This window comes from Micromonospora sp. NBC_00858, assembly GCF_045207365.1.
In the GTDB taxonomy this organism is placed as follows: Bacteria; Actinomycetota; Actinomycetes; order Mycobacteriales; family Micromonosporaceae; genus Micromonospora.
The window spans coordinates 6,846,395-6,862,049 of the sequence record NZ_CP108828.1 but is presented as its reverse complement, the minus strand read 5'-3'; the positions used below and the strand labels follow the sequence as shown (position 1 = coordinate 6,862,049).

The window sequence follows — 15,655 nt, the reverse complement described above, 5'->3', positions numbered from 1 at the left end:
CGCCGGCCGCTACACGCGGACGAGCGATGTCCCCAACCATTCAGCTCCAGAGGCACCCGGAAGCCCTCGTCAGGTCCGTGCCGAGAGGGAGCGGCGGCAGAGCAGCGGCCCGGCACAGCAGCCGCCCCTGCACAGCAGCCAGGCAGAGCAGCCAGCCCAGCACCGCAACCGCCCCGCCTCGCGCCCCAGCCCGGCACAGCAGCCAGCCCGGCACAGCAGAGCAGCCAGCCCGGCAGAGCAGCCGCCCCAGCAGAGCAGCCAGCCCGGCAGAACCGGTCAGGTGACTGGTCGCCGCGCAACCCTCGCGGCGATGGTCCAAATATGGGGCAGCTCGACAGGGTCAGCAACCGGCAGGCCGGGCCGGCGGGCCGGCAGGCCGGGGCGCGAGCCCGGGGCCGCGAGCCCGGGGCGCGGCCGGGGCGCGAAGCCGGGGCGCGGCCGGGGCGCGAAGCCGGGGCGCGGCCGGGGTGCGAAGCCGGGGCGCGGCCGGGGTGCGAGGCCGGGGCCGCGAGGCCGGGGCCTCGAGCCCGGGGCGCGGCCGGGGCGCGAGGCCGGGGGCGCGATGCGGGAGTCGATGCAGGAGCCGATGCGGGAGCCGATGCGGGAGCCGATGCGGGAGCCGATGAGATCCAGAGGGCCGGGCGGCGATCGGAAGCTCGCGTGGGCGAGGATCAACGGATGACCTTGCACGGCACGGCAGCGCGGCGAAGGACCGGCGTGGCGGTCGCGATGGCTCTCGTGCTCGGCGCCTGTGCTCCCGCCGACCATCGAGGCCAGGCGGGGGATGGCCCGAGCCGGCTGCCCGGGGTCACGGCCACGCCCAGCCCGACGCCGTCGGCGTACGTCAGCCCGCCGTTCTGGTGCCCGGAGTCGGGCCTCCGGGTCCGGACAAGGGGGTCGGACGCCGCCATGGGACTGCGCGCCCTCGGGCTGGAGCTGGTCAACTGCGGCGACCAGCCGTACCGGTTGAAGGGGTACCCGGCGCTGCGCGTGCTGGACGAGCAGCGCGAGCCGATCACCCTGCGGGTGGTGCCCGGGGCGAAGGAGATCACCCCGGGGTTCGACCATCCGCCCCAGCAGTTCACGCTGCAGAAGGGTGAACGGGCCGTCGCCACCGTCCTCTGGCGCAACCTCGTCACCGACTCGACCGTGCCGGCCACCAACGGGGCGTACCTGCTGGTCGCGCCCGCCGCCGGGCAGCCGGTCGAGGACGTCGACCCGGACGGCCCGATCGACGTGGGCAACACCGGCCGGATCGGCGTCAGCGCCTGGAAGAAGGCCGACCCGCCCGCGCCGGTGCCGACGCAGCCGGCTCAGCCGCCGGCGCCGAGCGCGGTGCCGTCGTCGGTGAGCCCGCCCGACATCCGGCTCTGAGGTCAGCCGGCTACGAGGTGATGTCCTTGCGGGTGAAGCGCCAGAACGCCAGCCCCCAGAACAGCGTCGCGTAGCTGATCGCCGAGATACAGCCGCGTACCACGTCGTCGGTCTGCACCGGGGTGGAGAGCAGCCCCAGCCAGGCGGTGCTGAAGTGGGTGGGCAGGAAGTCGCGCAGCGCACCGAGCGCGGTGATCTGGTCCAGGATGCTGGACAGGATCCAGAGCAGCACCGCGCCGCCCACCGCGCCCAGCGCGGCGTCCGTCGTCACCGACAGCAGGAACGCCAGCCCGGCCACCACCAGCAGGACGACCGCCAGGTAGCCGAGCACCGCCAGCAGCCGGAGCAGCCCCTCGGCCGGCTCCAGCTCCGCGGCGACCGTGCTGCGCAGCGGCGACCAGCCGTACCGCAGGGTGCCGGCGACCAGCGCGGTACCAGCCAGCAACAGCAGGGCCAGCCCCGAGTACGCGAGCGCGACCACCAGCTTCACGGTGAGCAGCCGGGCCCGGGGCACCGGGATCGCCAGCAGGTAACGCAGGCTGCCCCAGCTCGCCTCGCTGGCCACCGTGTCGCCGCAGAACAGCGCCACGACCACCACCAGCAGGAACGACGCCGACACGAAGATCGAGAACAGGGTGAAGTTGAGCCCGCCAGCAGTGGCCAGGTCGACCAGGCTGGCGAACTCGTTGTTGCCGTTGTCGTCGTCGCCACCGGAGTTGAACTGGAAGGCGACCAGGATGACCAGCGGCAGCAGCACCATGAACCCGAGCGCCAACTGGGTTCGCCGCCGGGACGCCTGGCGGCGGAACTCCGCGCCGAACGGCATCGTGGCCGACGGCCGGTAGCCCCGGGCCGCGCCAGCCGGATCGGTGACGCCCATCGGCGCCTCGACGGAAGAGCCAGCCATCACCGGTCACCGCTTCCCCGAGAGTTCTCGCCCACCAGGGCGAGGAACGCGTCCTCCAGGCGCCGCCGGGGCACCACCCGATCCACCCCGATGCCGGCGCGCACCAGCTCGGCCACCACCTCGCTGCGGGCCGTGCCGTTGGTGTCGACCACCAACTGGCCGTCGCTCTCCGGCAGCACCCGGACCCCGTGCAGCCGGTCCAGCACCGCCCGCGCCGCCACCGGATCGGTGACGTCGAAGAGCACGCTCGGGGACTCGCCCACGATCTCCTCCACCGGCCCGGATGCGACGATCCGGCCCTTGTTCACCACCACCGCGTGCGTACAGGTCTGCTCCACCTCGGCCAGCAGGTGGCTGGAGACCAGCACCGCACGACCGTCCGTGGCGTACCGCTGGAGGACTCGGCGCATCTCGGCGATCTGCGGTGGGTCGAGCCCGTCGGTCGGCTCGTCCAACACCAGCAGCTCCGGCAGGCCGAGCATGGCCTGGGCGATGGCCAGTCGCTGGCGCATCCCGTGGCTGTAGTTCTTGATCTTCCGGTGCACCGAGTCGCCCAGCCCGGCGATCTCCAGCGCCGCGTCGAAGTGCGCGTCCGCCGCCGGTCGCCCGGTGGCCCGCCAGTACGCCTTCAGGTTGTCCAGGCCGGACAGGTGCGGCAGGAAGCCGGGCCCCTCCACCAGCGCGCCGATCCGGGAGAGCACCGGCGAGCCGGGCACCAGTCGGCGGCCGAAGACGTAGATCTCCCCGGCGGTCGGCTGGGTCAGCCCCATCAGCACCCGCAGCGTGGTGGTCTTGCCCGCGCCGTTCGGCCCGAGCAGGCCCACCACCTGACCCGGGTGCACCTCGAAGTCCACGTTCGACACCGCGACGAAGCCGTCCGCGTACTCCTTGCGCAGCCGCCGCACGGCCAGCGGCGTGTCCGCGTACTCCGGATGCACGGAGCGGTCCTGTCGACGGTGCCGGCGCCGGACCACGGCGACGACCACGACGAGGCCGATCGCGATGGCGGCGAGCAGGCCGGCGAGGACCCAACGCCAGATGATCGCCGCGGTGGGGATCGGTTCGCCGCTGATCGTGGGCAGGCTGACCGCGCCGTCCGCCGCCACCGTGTAGACGGTGGGCTGGGCCGGTGTGGTGTACGCCTGGTCGGAGCTGGCCACCACCAGCCGCAGCCGGTGCCCGGCCTCCACCCGGCGGACGATCCCGGGCAGCGTCACGGTGACCGGGCGGGCGTCCTGCACCCGCTGCGGCAGGCCGGTGAGCCGAACCGGGGCGACCAGCCCGTTCTGCAGCGTGGCCGCGCCGTCCGGGTCGACGTCGTAGAGCTTGACGAAGAGCACCGCCTCGCCGGTCGGCGACGCGGCCCGCAGGCTGACGGTGGGCGCGCCCGCCACATCCACGGCCTCGGTCAGCGGCGCCGACTCGAACCGGGCGTGCTGGCCGGGAACGTCGCCGGCCACCCCGTCCAGCAGCGACGCGAGCCCACCGGCGAACGGGATCGAGGAGATGGCGGCCGGGTTGCCGTTCGGCGGGTTCGCGATCGGCTGGGCGGGGCCGGCGACCGCGACCTCCCGGCGGCTGCTGCCGGTCAGGCCCGGATAGTCGGCGCGACGGAAGCCGGTGGCGACCAGCCCCCGGTCGAGCGCGTCGAAGCCGGCGATCCGCGACCAGGTGAAGTCGTCGCCGGGCGCATCGCCCTCGCCCTTGACGTAGTGGTCGAGCCACTGGACGGTCAGGAACTTCACCCGGTCCGAGTCCGAGCGTGGGCCCGCACCGCCGTCGTGCCCGCCGGTGAACCAGGCGACCCGCACCGGGGTGCCGGCGGCGGCGATGCCCCGCGCGTTGGCGTCCGCCTCGCCGAGCGGGAAGAGAGTGTCCGCCTCGCCCTGCACCAGCAGGGTGGGTGCCGTGATCCGGTCCAGCACGCCCGCCGGGCTGGAGCGGCGCAGCAGGTCCACGGCGGCCTGGTCGGCCTGCCCGGTGGTGGCGATCCGAAGGTACGCGGCGCACACGTCGGCGGCGAACCGGCCGCAGGACGGGTCGGCAGCGCCGGCCGGGGCGCCACCGGGACCCGTGCCCGGGCCGGCGCCCGGATCCGGGCTGGGCGGGCCGGCGGAGGCCGGTGCGCCCTGCGGCTGCGCGGCGGCCCCGCCGGAGATCCCGGCCGGGCCGGTGCCCACGTTGCCGCCCCCGCCGAAGAAGAGGCCGGCCCAACCCTTCTTGAACACCCCCTCGGTCGGCGCCCCGCCGGTGCTCTCTGGCAGGAACGCCCGGGACAGGTCGTTCCAGGTGATCATGGGGACGATCGCGTCGACCCGACGGTCCTGGGCGGCCAGCAGCAGCGCCAACCCACCGCCGTACGAGCCGCCGACCACACCGACCTTCGGGTCGCCAGCGGCGTCGGTGCGCACCTCCGGCCGGGCGGCCAGCCAGTCCAGCAGCCGCTCGGCGTCGCGTACCTCGTAGTCCGGGCTGTCCAGGTGGATCTCGCCACCGCTGCGGCCGAAGCCCCGCGCCGTCCAGGTGAGCACCGCGTAACCGCGCCCGGCGAACTCCTCGGCGTCGGACCGTACCGACTCCTTGGTGCCGCCGAACCCGTGCGCCAGCAACACCGCCGGCACCTTCCTGCCGGACGACGCGTCGGCCGGCAGGTAGAAGGTGGTGTCCAGGTCGACAGGCTGGTCGCCGGCCGGCCCGGAGCGGACGGTGAGCATCGCGCTCTCGGTGCGCACACCCGATCCCTGCGGCCACACCGCCCAGGTCACGACGGCCGCCAACAGCACGACGACCGTCGCTGCGGCGATCGCGCGGCGGCGGGTGGGCAGGGCACGCCGGAACCACGCGGCCGGCGACGGCGATCTCATGCGGCACACGGTACGGGCCACAGGCTGAGCGTTGGCTGAGATCCGCCGTACGTCCGTCCGGTTGCCCCGATCGGCGACCGGACGGGATGCGACCGCCCACCGTGCGACGCGGCACAGTGAGTTGAGTTCGCATCCCGTGAATTCCGATCTTCGGCGGATATCCACCTCGATCCCTTCATGTCACACCCGTCGACGGGACGCAGCGTGCCGGCAACACGGACGAACAGTGACATCGCTCGAACTGACGCAAACCCGACTCACCGACGACGGGTTGGCCACCGGAAGGTTCGGTTAGTTTTCCGGTCCGGTGCACGGGACTCATCGGCGAAACCCGACACCGCGCCCACCGCCGGAGGAGACACACATGACAGTCCCCGCGCCGCGGGTCCGTCGAAGGCCGTCCATGTTGGGTCGACTGCTGCCGCTGCTGCTCATCACGGCGCTGCTGGCACCGGTGGGTCTGCTCCTCACCCAGACCTGGCGGCAGACCAGCGACGACCGGGATCTGGCCGCCCGGGAACGGCTCGGCGTGCAGTATCTCCGCGCCCTCGCCCCGGTCACCGGCGCGCTGGTCGACGCCCAGTCCGCCGCCGTCAGCGGCCGCCCCGTCTCCAGGGAGGCGTTGACCCGCACGGTCGAGGACGCCGCCGAGGTGGACGCTCGGATCGGCGCCGAGCTGCGCAGCCAGGAACGCTGGGCCGGGCTGCGGGCCAGACTGGAAACCTTGCGCGACCGCAGCCCCACCGACCCCGAGTCCGCCTACACCGCGTACGGCGAGGTCACCGACCTGCTGTTGGCCCTGCACCGCAAGGTCCGGGAAAGCTCCGGGCTGGTGCGCGACCCGGGCACCGACTCTTTCTCCCTCCAGGACAGCGCCGGCCAGGAGCTGCCCGAGGCGGTGGTGGCCGCCGGCCGGCTCGCCGACCTGGGCACGCTCGCCGCTCGCCGCCCGGCCGCCGAACAGACCCGCAGCCTGATCGAGCTGACCGGCCTGCGGGTGGCCGCCCTGGCCCCCGCCGCCGACCTGGTCGACAACCTGCGCGCCGCGGTGGACAGCTCGGAGAGCACGGACCTGGGTGCGAACGTGCTGACCCCACTGGACACCTACCAGCGCTCGGTGGAGGCGCTGGCCGCGTACTCCGCCCCGGCCGCCGGCACCGGCACGGTGGACCCGGGTCGGCTGGCCGCCGCCCGGCTCGATGCGCACACCGCCGCCCTCCAGCTCCAGCCGGTCATCCTCAGTGAGCTGGACGCCCTGCTGGCCGAGCGGATCGACGGGCTGGACCGGGACCGCTGGCTGACCGCCGGGGCCGGGGTGGCCGCCGCGCTGCTGCTGGGTTGGCTCGCCGCACTCCTCATCGCCGCCAGCCGTCGGGCCCGTCGCCGGGCCGCCATGACCGCACCGGGCGCGGATAGCCCCGGCACCCCTCCGTCCGGCGGTTTCTGGCAGCCGGCGGTCAGCGCCGGCCGACCCGGCGACCCACGGCCACTGCAACCGGTCGGCGCGACCCGCGACCCGGAATCCGCCCAGTGGGGGGCGTTCGATGCTGCTCGGTAGGCTCCGGATCCGCGGCAAGCTCGCGCTGCTCGTGCTGATCCCCCTGCTCAGCATGGTCGGCCTCGCGGTGCCCGTGGTGCTCGACCGGGTGGCTGCGGCGCAGCGCGCCGACGACATCGCCGAGCGGGTGCGGCTCGCCAGCCGGGTCGGCAGCCTGGTGCAGGACCTCCAGCAGGAACGCATCCTCTCGGTGGGCTTCCTGCTCGGCCGGGTGGAACGCGCCGAACTGGTCCGCAAGACCGCCGATGTGGACGACCGGGTAGCCGACCTACGGGCCGGGGGGAGCGACGCGCTGACCGACCGGGTCGACCACGCCCTGTACGGGGTGTCCAGCCTCATCGACCTGCGGACCGCCGTGCTCGCCCGGTCAGCGAGCCCGATCCAGGTGATGGACGCGTTCGGCCCGGTCAACCGGGGAATGATCGACTCGCTCCGGCTGCCGTTCAGCGTGGACACCGACACGCAGCCGGGCCGCCAGGTGCTGGCCCTGGACGGGCTGCTGCGCGCCGACGAGGGGCTGGGCGCCTGCGCCACCCTGATCGTGCTGGTCAAGGCGACCGACAGCCCGCAGGCCAGCGCCGGGTACGTGGCCTGCATGGCCGCCCTCCAGGTGGACAGCCAGCGCTTCCGCAGCCTGATCACGCCCGAGCAGCTGGAGGTGGCACGGCTCAACGACGTGGCGGTGGCCGCACGTACCAGCCCCGACTTCCTGGTCACCAGCGCCCGCGACCCGGCCGACGCGATCCGTGACGTGCCGCTGGACGCGCTCTTCCCGTCCGTCCGCTCGATGATCCGGCTCGGCCAGTTCGTGGAGAAGAAGCTGGTCGCCGACGTACTCGCCGAGGTGACCGCCGAACAGCGGCGGGCGCTGACCGCCGCGTACCTGGTCGGCGGCGCGGCGGCGCTGATCCTGGCGATGGTCGTCCTGCTCAGTGCGGTCGTCGCCCGAACGGTGGCGAGGCCGCTGACCCGGCTCACCCTCTCCGCGGACCGGGTCGCCCGGGTCGCCGAGGCGGAGCTGGTCCGGGTCGCCGACGACGAGACGGAGAACGCCCAGCCGATCCGGCTGGATCCGGTGGACATCCGGGCCCGCGACGAGATCGGTGACCTGGCTCGGGCCTTCGACCGGGTGCAGAGCACCGCTGCCCGGCTGGTCGAACGGCAGGTCGCCGGCCGGCGCAACGTGGCGCAGATGTTCGGCCACGTCGGGCGGCGTACGCAGAACCTGGTGGGCCGGCAGATCGCGCTGATCGACCGGCTGGAGCAGCAGGAGGCCGATCCGGGCCGGCTGGAGCACCTCTACCGGCTCGACCACATCTCCAGCCGGCTACGGCGTAACGCCGGCAGCCTGGTCGTGCTCTCCGGCTCCGCCGGGGCCGACGCGCACACCGCACCGGTGCCGCTGGCCGACGTGGTCCGGCTGGCGCTCGGCGAGATCGAGGACTACACCCGGGTGGACGTGCAGGTGCCGGCTGGCATCTCGGCCGCACCGGCGGTGGTCGGCGACCTCGTCCTCGCGCTGGCCGAGCTGATGGAGAACGCCACCGTCTTCTCCCCGCCGCACACCCGGGTGCTGGTGGTCGGTGAGGCGTCCGGGCTCGGTGCCCGGATCACGGTGCTGGACCGGGGCATCGGCATGACCGAGCAACGGTTGGCCGAGGAGAACGCCCGGCTCACCCGCCGGGAACGGCTCGACCTGACGCCGACCGAGGTGCTCGGCCTCTTCGTGGTGGGCCGGCTGGCCCGCCGCCACGGCTGGACGGTCAACCTGGCCGCCACCACCGGCGGCGGCGTGACCGCCCGGCTGGAGATCCCGCCGGTGTCGCTGGTGCTGCGCCCTGCCGACCGGGCCGGGGCCACCGTGGCCCGGGCCGCGGTGCCGGACCGGGACCGCCGCTCGCTGACCGCACACGAAACCGGCCGGGGTACCCGGTCCCTCACGGCAGCCGCCCCCGCGGCACCCGCCGGCTTCGACTCGGACCTGCTCAGCCGCGCCACCCGCAGCCTGGAGTCGGGCAGGCCCTGGGACGCGTTCGGCGCCGCTGCCTCCACAGCGCAGATCAGCGCGCCCGCCGACGCCTCCGCCGCAACGCCGGCCGCCCCGGTGGACCTCCCGGCGACCGACTCGGGCCTGCCCCGCCGACCGGGGCGCGGCACGGCCGGCGGGGCGGGCATCGCCGGCGCCGGCATCGGCCACCCGGACCGCCCTGTGCCGGGGCCGGAGAGGCCGGAACCGACGGGTACGCCCCTCGGCCCACGGGTCCGGCAACGGGTGCCCGGGGCCAGCCTGCCCGCCGCCACGGCGCCAGTCGGCCCGGTGGACGCCACCGACGCCGACCCGGCCGCCGCCCGCGCGCTGGTCGAGGCGTTTCAGGCCGGCGTACGCCGAGCCGAGCTGAGCGTGAAGGTCGACCGTCCCGCCACACCTGGCGGTCTCGGCCCCACGGTCGCGGACACCGCCGGCTCGGCAGGGACCACCCCGGGCCGGCCCCTGCTGAGTCGGCGGGTACCCGGAGCGAACCTCACTGTCGACCCGCCCTGCCAGGCGGCCAGCCCGCACCTCGGCGATCCGGCCGAGATCCGCAAGCTCCTCACCGAGTTCGAGGCGGGCGTCGCCCGTGCTCTCCGCGAAGTCAGCCCAGACCGTCGGAACGAAGAAGGATCATCACGGTGACCAGCCCCTTCCTGCACGACAATGTCGACCACCAGAGCCCGTCCGGCGCCGTCGGGGACCTCAGCCCGGAGGCGCGCACGTTCAACTGGCTCCTGGACTCCTTCACCTCCAGCACGGCCGGCGTGCTGGAGGCGATCGCGGTCTCCTCGGACGGGTTGCTGATGGCCATGTCGGCGATCAAGGACCGGTCCAACGCGGAGCGGCTGGCCGCCGTGGTCTCCGGCATGACCAGCCTCGCCGGCGGCGCGGCCAGCTGGTACGCGCTCGGCGGCCTCAACCGGGTGATCGTCGACATGGCCGACGGCTACCTCCTGATCAGCGCGATCAGCAGCGGATCGGTCCTCGGCGTGGTCGCCGACCGGTCGGCGAACCTGGGTACCGTCGCGTACGAGATGACGCTCTTCGCCGGACGGGCCGGTGGCGCCCTCACCCCGCGGCTGATCGTCGAGCTGAAGAACGCCGTCCAGCAGTGATCCTCGACGTCGCCGGCGAGGATCCGGACCCGGAACCCGGTGTCCGGATCCGCCCCTACCTGCGTACGCCGCCCCCGTCCGGGGGCGGCGCGTCGGCGGCAACGGCGCTGCCCGAGCCGGAATCCGGCGATGACCGGCCGGGCGGTCCCCGGCCGTTCGTGCTCACCTCCGGACGGGTTGCCGGGGCGGACCCGGCGATCGGCCTGGAGACGCAGGTGACCGTCCGCGCGGACAGCGGCTGGTGGACCGGCCCGCCGGGCGTCCTGCTGGCGCCGGAGCTCCAGGCGATCATCGCGCTCTGCACCGAGCCGATCTCGGTGGCCGAACTCTCGGCCCGGACCCGGCTGCACTTCGGCGTGACCCGGGTCCTGGTCGGCGACCTGCGGGCAGCCGGGCACCTGGACGTGCACGTCACGGACGCCGACGGTGCCTTCGACCCCAACCTCATCCTGCGAGTGATTGATGGACTCCGTGCGATCTCCTGAATGGCCGGTCGCCCCGCTCGGTGGGCCCGCCGGCAACAGCGCCGCCGCCCGCTACGGCACCTCGCCGACCACCGGTCCCGCGCTCGGACGCACCGGCCAGCCGCTGCCCGCGCCACCGCCGCCGTACCAGCCACTGGCCGGTTCGGGGTCGACGCCGGCACCGGCCAACCGGCCTCCTGCCGCGCCACCGATCCCGGTCAAGATTCTGATTGCCGGCGGGTTCGGGGTGGGTAAGACCACCACGGTCGGCGCGATCTCCGAGATCGCGCCGCTGACCACCGAGGCCGAGATGACCATCGCCGGGATCGGCGTGGACGACCCGGGCGTCCGGTCGCACAAGACGACGACCACGGTGGCGATGGACTTCGGTTGCGTAACCATCGACCGCAGCCTCAAGCTTTACCTGTTCGGTACGCCGGGGCAGACCCGGTTCGGCTTCATGTGGGACGACCTGGCCCGGGGTGCGCTCGGCGCCCTGGTGGTGGTTGACAGCGCCCGGCTGGACGACTGCTTCCCGGCGATCGACTTCTTCGAGCGGGCCGGGCTGCCGTTCGTGGTCGGGGTCAACGCCTTCGACGGGCGGTTGGCCCTGGAGCTCGGCGAGATCCGGTGGGCGCTGGCCATCGGGGAGCATGTTCCCCTGGTCCAGTTCGATGCCCGGGACCGGCTTTCGGTACGGGACGCCCTGCTGGTCGTCCTGGACTGTGCGCTGGAACGGGCCACCCGGGACAGGAGGGCCTGAGCCGACCGGCTCCGGCCGTGGGCGGGAAGGGGTGATCTGGTGAGGGGCGACCTGGACGAAACGCTGGCCCGGCTGGCCCGGCGCGAGGAGGCGCTGCGCCGGCTGGCCGCCGACCGTGACGACAGCACACCACCACCGGATCAGGTCGATGGGCCGGCTCAGCCCGGAAGCGGCCGCACCGACACCCGCAACGCCGGACCGGGCCGGCACGACGCCCGACACGCGGGGCGGGACACCCCCGGTGAGGTGGCCGGGTGGGGTCCGGTCGAGGAGGTGGCCGAGGCGGTACGGCAGGTCGTCGGCGCCCACCCGGGGCTGGCGGTGACCGTCCGCGTCGAGCACGCCGGGCGGACGTACCCGCTGCGGGTCTCCTGGGACGGGCCGGACGTCACGGTCGGCCCGGAGCTGTCGGCGCCCCCGCCGGAACCACCGCCGGCCTGGCCACTGTCCGGCCGGACGGTGCCGGCCTGGGCACCCGGCCCGGACGGGCTGACCGCCGACCCGGCGGCCCGGCTGGCCGAGCTGATCCGGCGGGACCCGTCGCTGTTGAACGAGCTTGATCCCCGGCGCTGACCAGCGGGGCTGGCGGCCGGCGCGTACGGTCGGGCGGTGGCGCAACCCGACCTGACCCTGACCGCGAGCCTGCGGCCGGCGGCACTGGATGCCCGCCGGGGCATCGTGCGGCTGCACCCGGAGGCGCTGACCGCGCTGGGGCTGCGCCCCGGCGACCCGGTCCGGCTGGCCGGCCGCCGGGAGACGGCCGGGATCGTGGCGGCGGCGGAGCCGGGAGCGAGCACCGCCCTCCTGTACGCCGACGACCTGACGCTGGGCAACCTCGGCCTCCGCGACGGCGGTCAGGTGCGGGTGACGCCGGTACCCCTGACCCCGGCGAGCCGGGTCACCCTGGCCGGGCCGGTGGAGGTGGTCGCGGCGGTCAGCCCGGAGATGCTCCGGCTCGCCCTGCTGGGCAAGGTGGTCACCGCCGGCGACGACGTGTCGCTGTTGCCGCAGGACGTGCTGCCGGACGCCTCGGTACGCGGCCTGATCGAGGCGGCCCGGCGCAGCCTCGCCAACACGGTCGGGTTCGCCTGGACCAGCACCCTGCTCACCGTTGTCGCGGTCGAGCCGGCCGCTGGCGCGCTGGTCACCATGGACACGCTGGTCGGCTGGGAGCACGGCCCGACCACCCACGGCTCCGCGCCCGGCCGGCTCACCCCGGCGGAGCGGCCCCTCGCGAATGCCGGCGGGCACCCGCCGGCCGCTGCGGCGGCTGCGGCGGCGGACTGGACGAACGACGACGCGCCCGACGTGGATGAGCTGCCCGGCCTGCGGGCCCAGGCCGAGGAGCTGACCGAACTGCTCGACCTCGGCTTCCACCACCGGGAGGTGCTGGGCCGGCTGGGCACCACCATCTCGCTGGGAGTGCTGCTCAGCGGGCCCGCCGGCTCCGGGAAGTCGGCGCTGGTCCGGGCAGTTGCGGCCCGGGTCGGTGCCCGCGTACACCCGCTCTGGGCGCCCGAGGTGGCCGCGCTGGCCAACCAGGCCGCCGCCGACCGGCTGCGTGCCGTGGCGACGGCGGTCCGGGCCGGCGGGCCGGCGGTGTTGCTGGTCACCGACGTCGAGGCGCTCGCCCCGGCGGACGAGCCCGGCCCGGTGGCCACGGTGTTCCGGCAGGTGCTCGCGGAGGCCGTCCGGGCCGGCGTCGCCGTGGTCTGCACCACCGGCCGGCCGGAGGCGGTCGACCCGGCCCTGCGCGCGCCGGACCTGCTGTCGCTGCGGATCAGCATCCCGCTACCCGACCCGGCGCTGCGCCGCGAGCAGCTCACCGTGCTGACCCGGCAGGTGCCGCTGGCCGACGACGTCCGACTGGACGAGGTGGCCGGCCGTACCCCCGGGTTCGTGGCGGCGGACCTGGCGGCGCTGGTCCGGGAGGCCGGGGTACGGGCGGCGCTGCGGCAGAAGGCGGCCGAGACGCCGACCGTGTCGATGGCCGACTTCACCGCCGCCCTGGAGGTGGTCCGGCCGACCACGATGGCCGCCTCCACCCTGGAGTTGGCCTCGGTGACCCTCGACGACGTGGGGGACCTGGTCGAGGTCAAGCAGACGCTGACCGAGTCGGTGCTCTGGCCGCTGACCTACCCGGACACCTTCGCTCGCCTCGGCGTACAGCCGCCGCGCGGCGTGCTGCTCTACGGGCCGCCCGGCTGCGGCAAGACGTACCTGGTCACGGCTCTGGCCGGGTCGGGGCGGGCGAACGTGCTCTCGGTGAAGGGCGCGGAGTTGCTCTCCAAGTGGGTGGGCGAGAGCGAACGCGCCGTTCGCGAGCTGTTCCGTCGGGCCCGGGAAGCGGCTCCCGCGCTGATCTTCCTGGACGAGGTGGACGCGCTGGCGCCGATCCGCGGTCAGGCCAGCGACGGGGGCACCACGGACCGGGTGGTCGCCGCGCTGCTCACCGAGCTGGACGGGGTGGAGACGCTGCGCAACGTGGTGGTGGTCGGCGCGACGAACCGTCCGGACCTGGTCGACCCGGCGCTGCTGCGGCCGGGCCGGTTGGAGCGGCTGGTCTACGTGCCGCCGCCGGACGGGGCGGCCCGCGCGGAGATCCTGCGAGCTTCGTCCCGAAACGTGCCGCTGGCCCCGGACGTCGATCTGGCCGCGCTCGGAGGGGAACTGGACGACTTTTCCGCGGCCGACTGCGCGGCGCTGGTCCGGGAGGCGGCGCTCGCCGCGATGCGTGAGTCGTTGACCGCCGCCACCGTCACCGCCGCGCACGTGGCCACGGCACGTCGCCGGGTCCGTCCGTCGCTGAACCCGGCCCAGGTCGCCTCGTTGGCCCGGTACGCCGCCGACCGGTCGTGACGCCAACAAAACTGATCAGCGAGTCAACCTTTCGAGCCGCCCAGGGTGTTCCTAGGACGTCACATTCCTCAGTGGAAAATTCCACGACGACGTCAGGCGGTGTTCCTTGCGCAAGCTGTTCTCTCTTCTGGTCGTTCCCCTGGTGGCGGCCGCGACCCTGGTCACGGTCGGCTCACCGGCGACCGCTCATCCGGCGAAGCCGTTTCCGGCCCGGATCGCCCTACCCGACGGGTTCACCCCGGAGGGCCTGACGATCGGTCGGGGCACCACCGTGTATGTAGGGTCCATTTTGGACGGTGCGATCTGGCGGGGTGACTTACGCACAGGGCGCGGCTCGGTGCTGATCCCGGGGGTGCCGGGCAAGGACAAGGCCGGCCTCAAGCTCGACCAGCAGGGCCGGCTGTGGACCGCCGACTTCTCCGGCGGCGGCGCCACCGTGTACGACGCGGGCACCGGCGCCCAACTGGCCCACTACCAGTTCACCGACGAGCCGGGCAGCTTCGTCAACGACCTGGTGATCACCAAGCGAGCCGTCTACTTCACCGACTCGGCCCGACAGGTGCTGTACGTGGTGCCGCTGGGCCCGGGCGGTCGCCTGCCGGCCGCCAGCAACTTCCGGGTGCTCCCGCTCACCGGTCCGGCCGCGACGCCGGACGCGTACCACAACGGGATCGTGGCGCTGCCGGACGGCGATCTGCTGGTCGCGCAGATGCTGCCCGGCCGGCTGGTACGCATCGACCCCCGCACCGGTGGCAGCCGCCTCGTCGACCTCGGTGGCTACTCGGTGGAGCGGGCCGACGGCCTGGTGCTGCGCGGGCACACCCTCTACGTGATCCGGAACCTGACCAACGTCATCGCGGTGGTCCGGATGAACGCCAAGTACACGGCCGGAGTGGTGCAGCGGGAGATCACCGGTCCGGAGCTGCGGTCGCCGGCCACCGGTGACCTGCTCGGTTCGGCGCTGTACGTGGTGAACGGCCGCTTCGACGTGGAATCCACGCCGGACACCGACTACGACATCGTCCGGGTGCCGGCCTGATCCGTGCGGTCGGCGGCGACCCCGTGGTCGCCGCCGACCGACGCGCGCACCAGCGGAATCCGCCGACCCGGTCGGACGGGGCGAGGTGTCTCAGAGCGCCGGCGGCGTCGAATCGAGGCAGATTTCGGCGCGTACCTTGCCGCCATCCTCGTGCAGTTTCGCACCGCACTTCTTCAGCACGGCGACGGCGCCGACATTGTCCGGGGTCGTCTCGGCCACCACGGCGCGCATGCCCGCTCGGGCGGCGGCGTTCAGCAACTCGCGCAGGGCGGTGGCACCGATCCCCTGCCCGCGTGCGGAGCGACCCAGCCACATCCCGGTCTCCACCGTGCCGGGCTCGTCACAGCGCGTCATCCGCACCATGCCCATCACCTCGCCACCGACGAGGATCGCGTACATCTGCGAGCGGGTCGGGCCGTCCAGGCCGCCGAAGCTCGCCCGGTGGAAATCCCGGAACGCCTCCCGGCGGGCGAGCGACCAGCCCGCGGGAGCCTCGACCGGAGGCATCACGTCACCCGGCTCGGCCTCGGCAGCCGCTACGGAGAGCAACGGCTCCAGGTTCCGCTCGTCCACCGGCTCCAACCGGACCGCACCCGCCACGTGCCGCAGTCTGCCGCCCTCACCGGCCGAAGTCCACCCCATTGGGCATCCACTGGCGGTCCGGCTACCGGTACCAGCCG

The 15,655-nt window shown here is 74.2% G+C and carries 12 protein-coding genes; 9 read left to right on the top strand and 3 right to left on the bottom strand.

Annotated elements, in window-relative coordinates:
- Window positions 1-678 precede the first annotated feature (678 nt).
- Window positions 679-1,374 (top strand): DUF4232 domain-containing protein, encoded by a 696-nt coding sequence (locus OG990_RS31930; RefSeq protein WP_406078117.1) that lies wholly within the window; start codon window positions 679-681, stop codon window positions 1,372-1,374.
- A gap of 10 nt (window positions 1,375-1,384) precedes the next feature.
- Here the strand turns inward: OG990_RS31930 and OG990_RS31925 are convergent, their stop codons facing one another.
- Both OG990_RS31925 and OG990_RS31920 read right to left on the bottom strand, forming a co-directional pair.
- Window positions 1,385-2,281 (bottom strand): ABC transporter permease subunit, encoded by an 897-nt coding sequence (locus tag OG990_RS31925; protein ID WP_328420973.1) that lies wholly within the window; start codon window positions 2,279-2,281, stop codon window positions 1,385-1,387.
- A complete protein-coding gene (locus OG990_RS31920; protein ID WP_406078115.1) occupies window positions 2,281-5,145 on the bottom strand; it encodes an alpha/beta fold hydrolase in 2,865 nt (954 codons plus the stop codon). The genes OG990_RS31925 and OG990_RS31920 overlap by 1 nt, the downstream gene beginning before the upstream one ends.
- 364 nt (window positions 5,146-5,509) lie before the next feature.
- Between OG990_RS31920 and OG990_RS31915 the strand changes: the two genes are divergently transcribed.
- The 8 genes from OG990_RS31915 to OG990_RS31880 all read left to right on the top strand — a co-directional run bounded on the left by OG990_RS31915 (window position 5,510) and on the right by OG990_RS31880 (window position 14,975).
- A complete protein-coding gene (locus OG990_RS31915) occupies window positions 5,510-6,703 on the top strand; it encodes a hypothetical protein (RefSeq protein WP_406078114.1) in 1,194 nt (397 codons plus the stop codon).
- Window positions 6,690-9,377: a nitrate- and nitrite sensing domain-containing protein gene (locus OG990_RS31910; protein ID WP_406078113.1), complete on the top strand. Its 2,688-nt coding sequence runs from the start codon at window positions 6,690-6,692 to the stop codon at window positions 9,375-9,377. Before OG990_RS31915 ends, OG990_RS31910 begins: the two co-directional genes overlap by 14 nt.
- The gene (locus OG990_RS31905) at window positions 9,374-9,850 is read left to right on the top strand and encodes a roadblock/LC7 domain-containing protein (RefSeq protein WP_355601707.1); all 477 of its coding nucleotides are present in this window, start codon (window positions 9,374-9,376) and stop codon (window positions 9,848-9,850) included. The genes OG990_RS31910 and OG990_RS31905 overlap by 4 nt, the downstream gene beginning before the upstream one ends.
- Window positions 9,847-10,335: a DUF742 domain-containing protein gene (locus OG990_RS31900; protein WP_406078112.1), complete on the top strand. Its 489-nt coding sequence runs from the start codon at window positions 9,847-9,849 to the stop codon at window positions 10,333-10,335. Before OG990_RS31905 ends, OG990_RS31900 begins: the two co-directional genes overlap by 4 nt.
- The gene (locus tag OG990_RS31895; RefSeq protein ID WP_406078111.1) at window positions 10,313-11,077 is read left to right on the top strand and encodes a GTP-binding protein; all 765 of its coding nucleotides are present in this window, start codon (window positions 10,313-10,315) and stop codon (window positions 11,075-11,077) included. Before OG990_RS31900 ends, OG990_RS31895 begins: the two co-directional genes overlap by 23 nt.
- Window positions 11,078-11,116: 39 nt before the next feature.
- Entirely contained in the window at window positions 11,117-11,650 is a 534-nt protein-coding gene (locus OG990_RS31890; RefSeq protein WP_406078110.1) for a hypothetical protein, read from the top strand.
- A gap of 36 nt (window positions 11,651-11,686) precedes the next feature.
- Window positions 11,687-13,936, top strand: a complete 2,250-nt coding sequence (locus tag OG990_RS31885) for an AAA family ATPase (RefSeq protein WP_406078109.1) — start codon at window positions 11,687-11,689, stop codon at window positions 13,934-13,936.
- 106 nt (window positions 13,937-14,042) lie between these two features.
- On the top strand, window positions 14,043-14,975 hold the full coding sequence (locus OG990_RS31880) for an SMP-30/gluconolactonase/LRE family protein (protein ID WP_406078108.1): 933 nt from the start codon (window positions 14,043-14,045) through the stop codon (window positions 14,973-14,975).
- Window positions 14,976-15,065: 90 nt separating this feature from the next.
- On the opposite strand, the gene OG990_RS31875 is transcribed toward OG990_RS31880, so the two are convergent.
- Window positions 15,066-15,575, bottom strand: a complete 510-nt coding sequence (locus OG990_RS31875; protein WP_328420994.1) for a GNAT family N-acetyltransferase — start codon at window positions 15,573-15,575, stop codon at window positions 15,066-15,068.
- Window positions 15,576-15,655 lie beyond the last annotated feature (80 nt).

What these genes read in the sequence shown, in the direction of transcription:
- OG990_RS31930 (WP_406078117.1), top strand. Translation starts at nt 679, where the DNA reads ATGACCTTGCACGGCACGGCAGCGCGGCGAAGGACCGGCGTGGCGGTC.
- OG990_RS31925 (WP_328420973.1), bottom strand. Translation starts at nt 2,281, where the DNA reads ATGGCTGGCTCTTCCGTCGAGGCGCCGATGGGCGTCACCGATCCGGCT.
- OG990_RS31920 (WP_406078115.1), bottom strand. Translation starts at nt 5,145, where the DNA reads ATGAGATCGCCGTCGCCGGCCGCGTGGTTCCGGCGTGCCCTGCCCACC.
- OG990_RS31915 (WP_406078114.1), top strand. Translation starts at nt 5,510, where the DNA reads ATGACAGTCCCCGCGCCGCGGGTCCGTCGAAGGCCGTCCATGTTGGGT.
- OG990_RS31910 (WP_406078113.1), top strand. Translation starts at nt 6,690, where the DNA reads ATGCTGCTCGGTAGGCTCCGGATCCGCGGCAAGCTCGCGCTGCTCGTG.
- OG990_RS31895 (WP_406078111.1), top strand. Translation starts at nt 10,313, where the DNA reads ATGGACTCCGTGCGATCTCCTGAATGGCCGGTCGCCCCGCTCGGTGGG.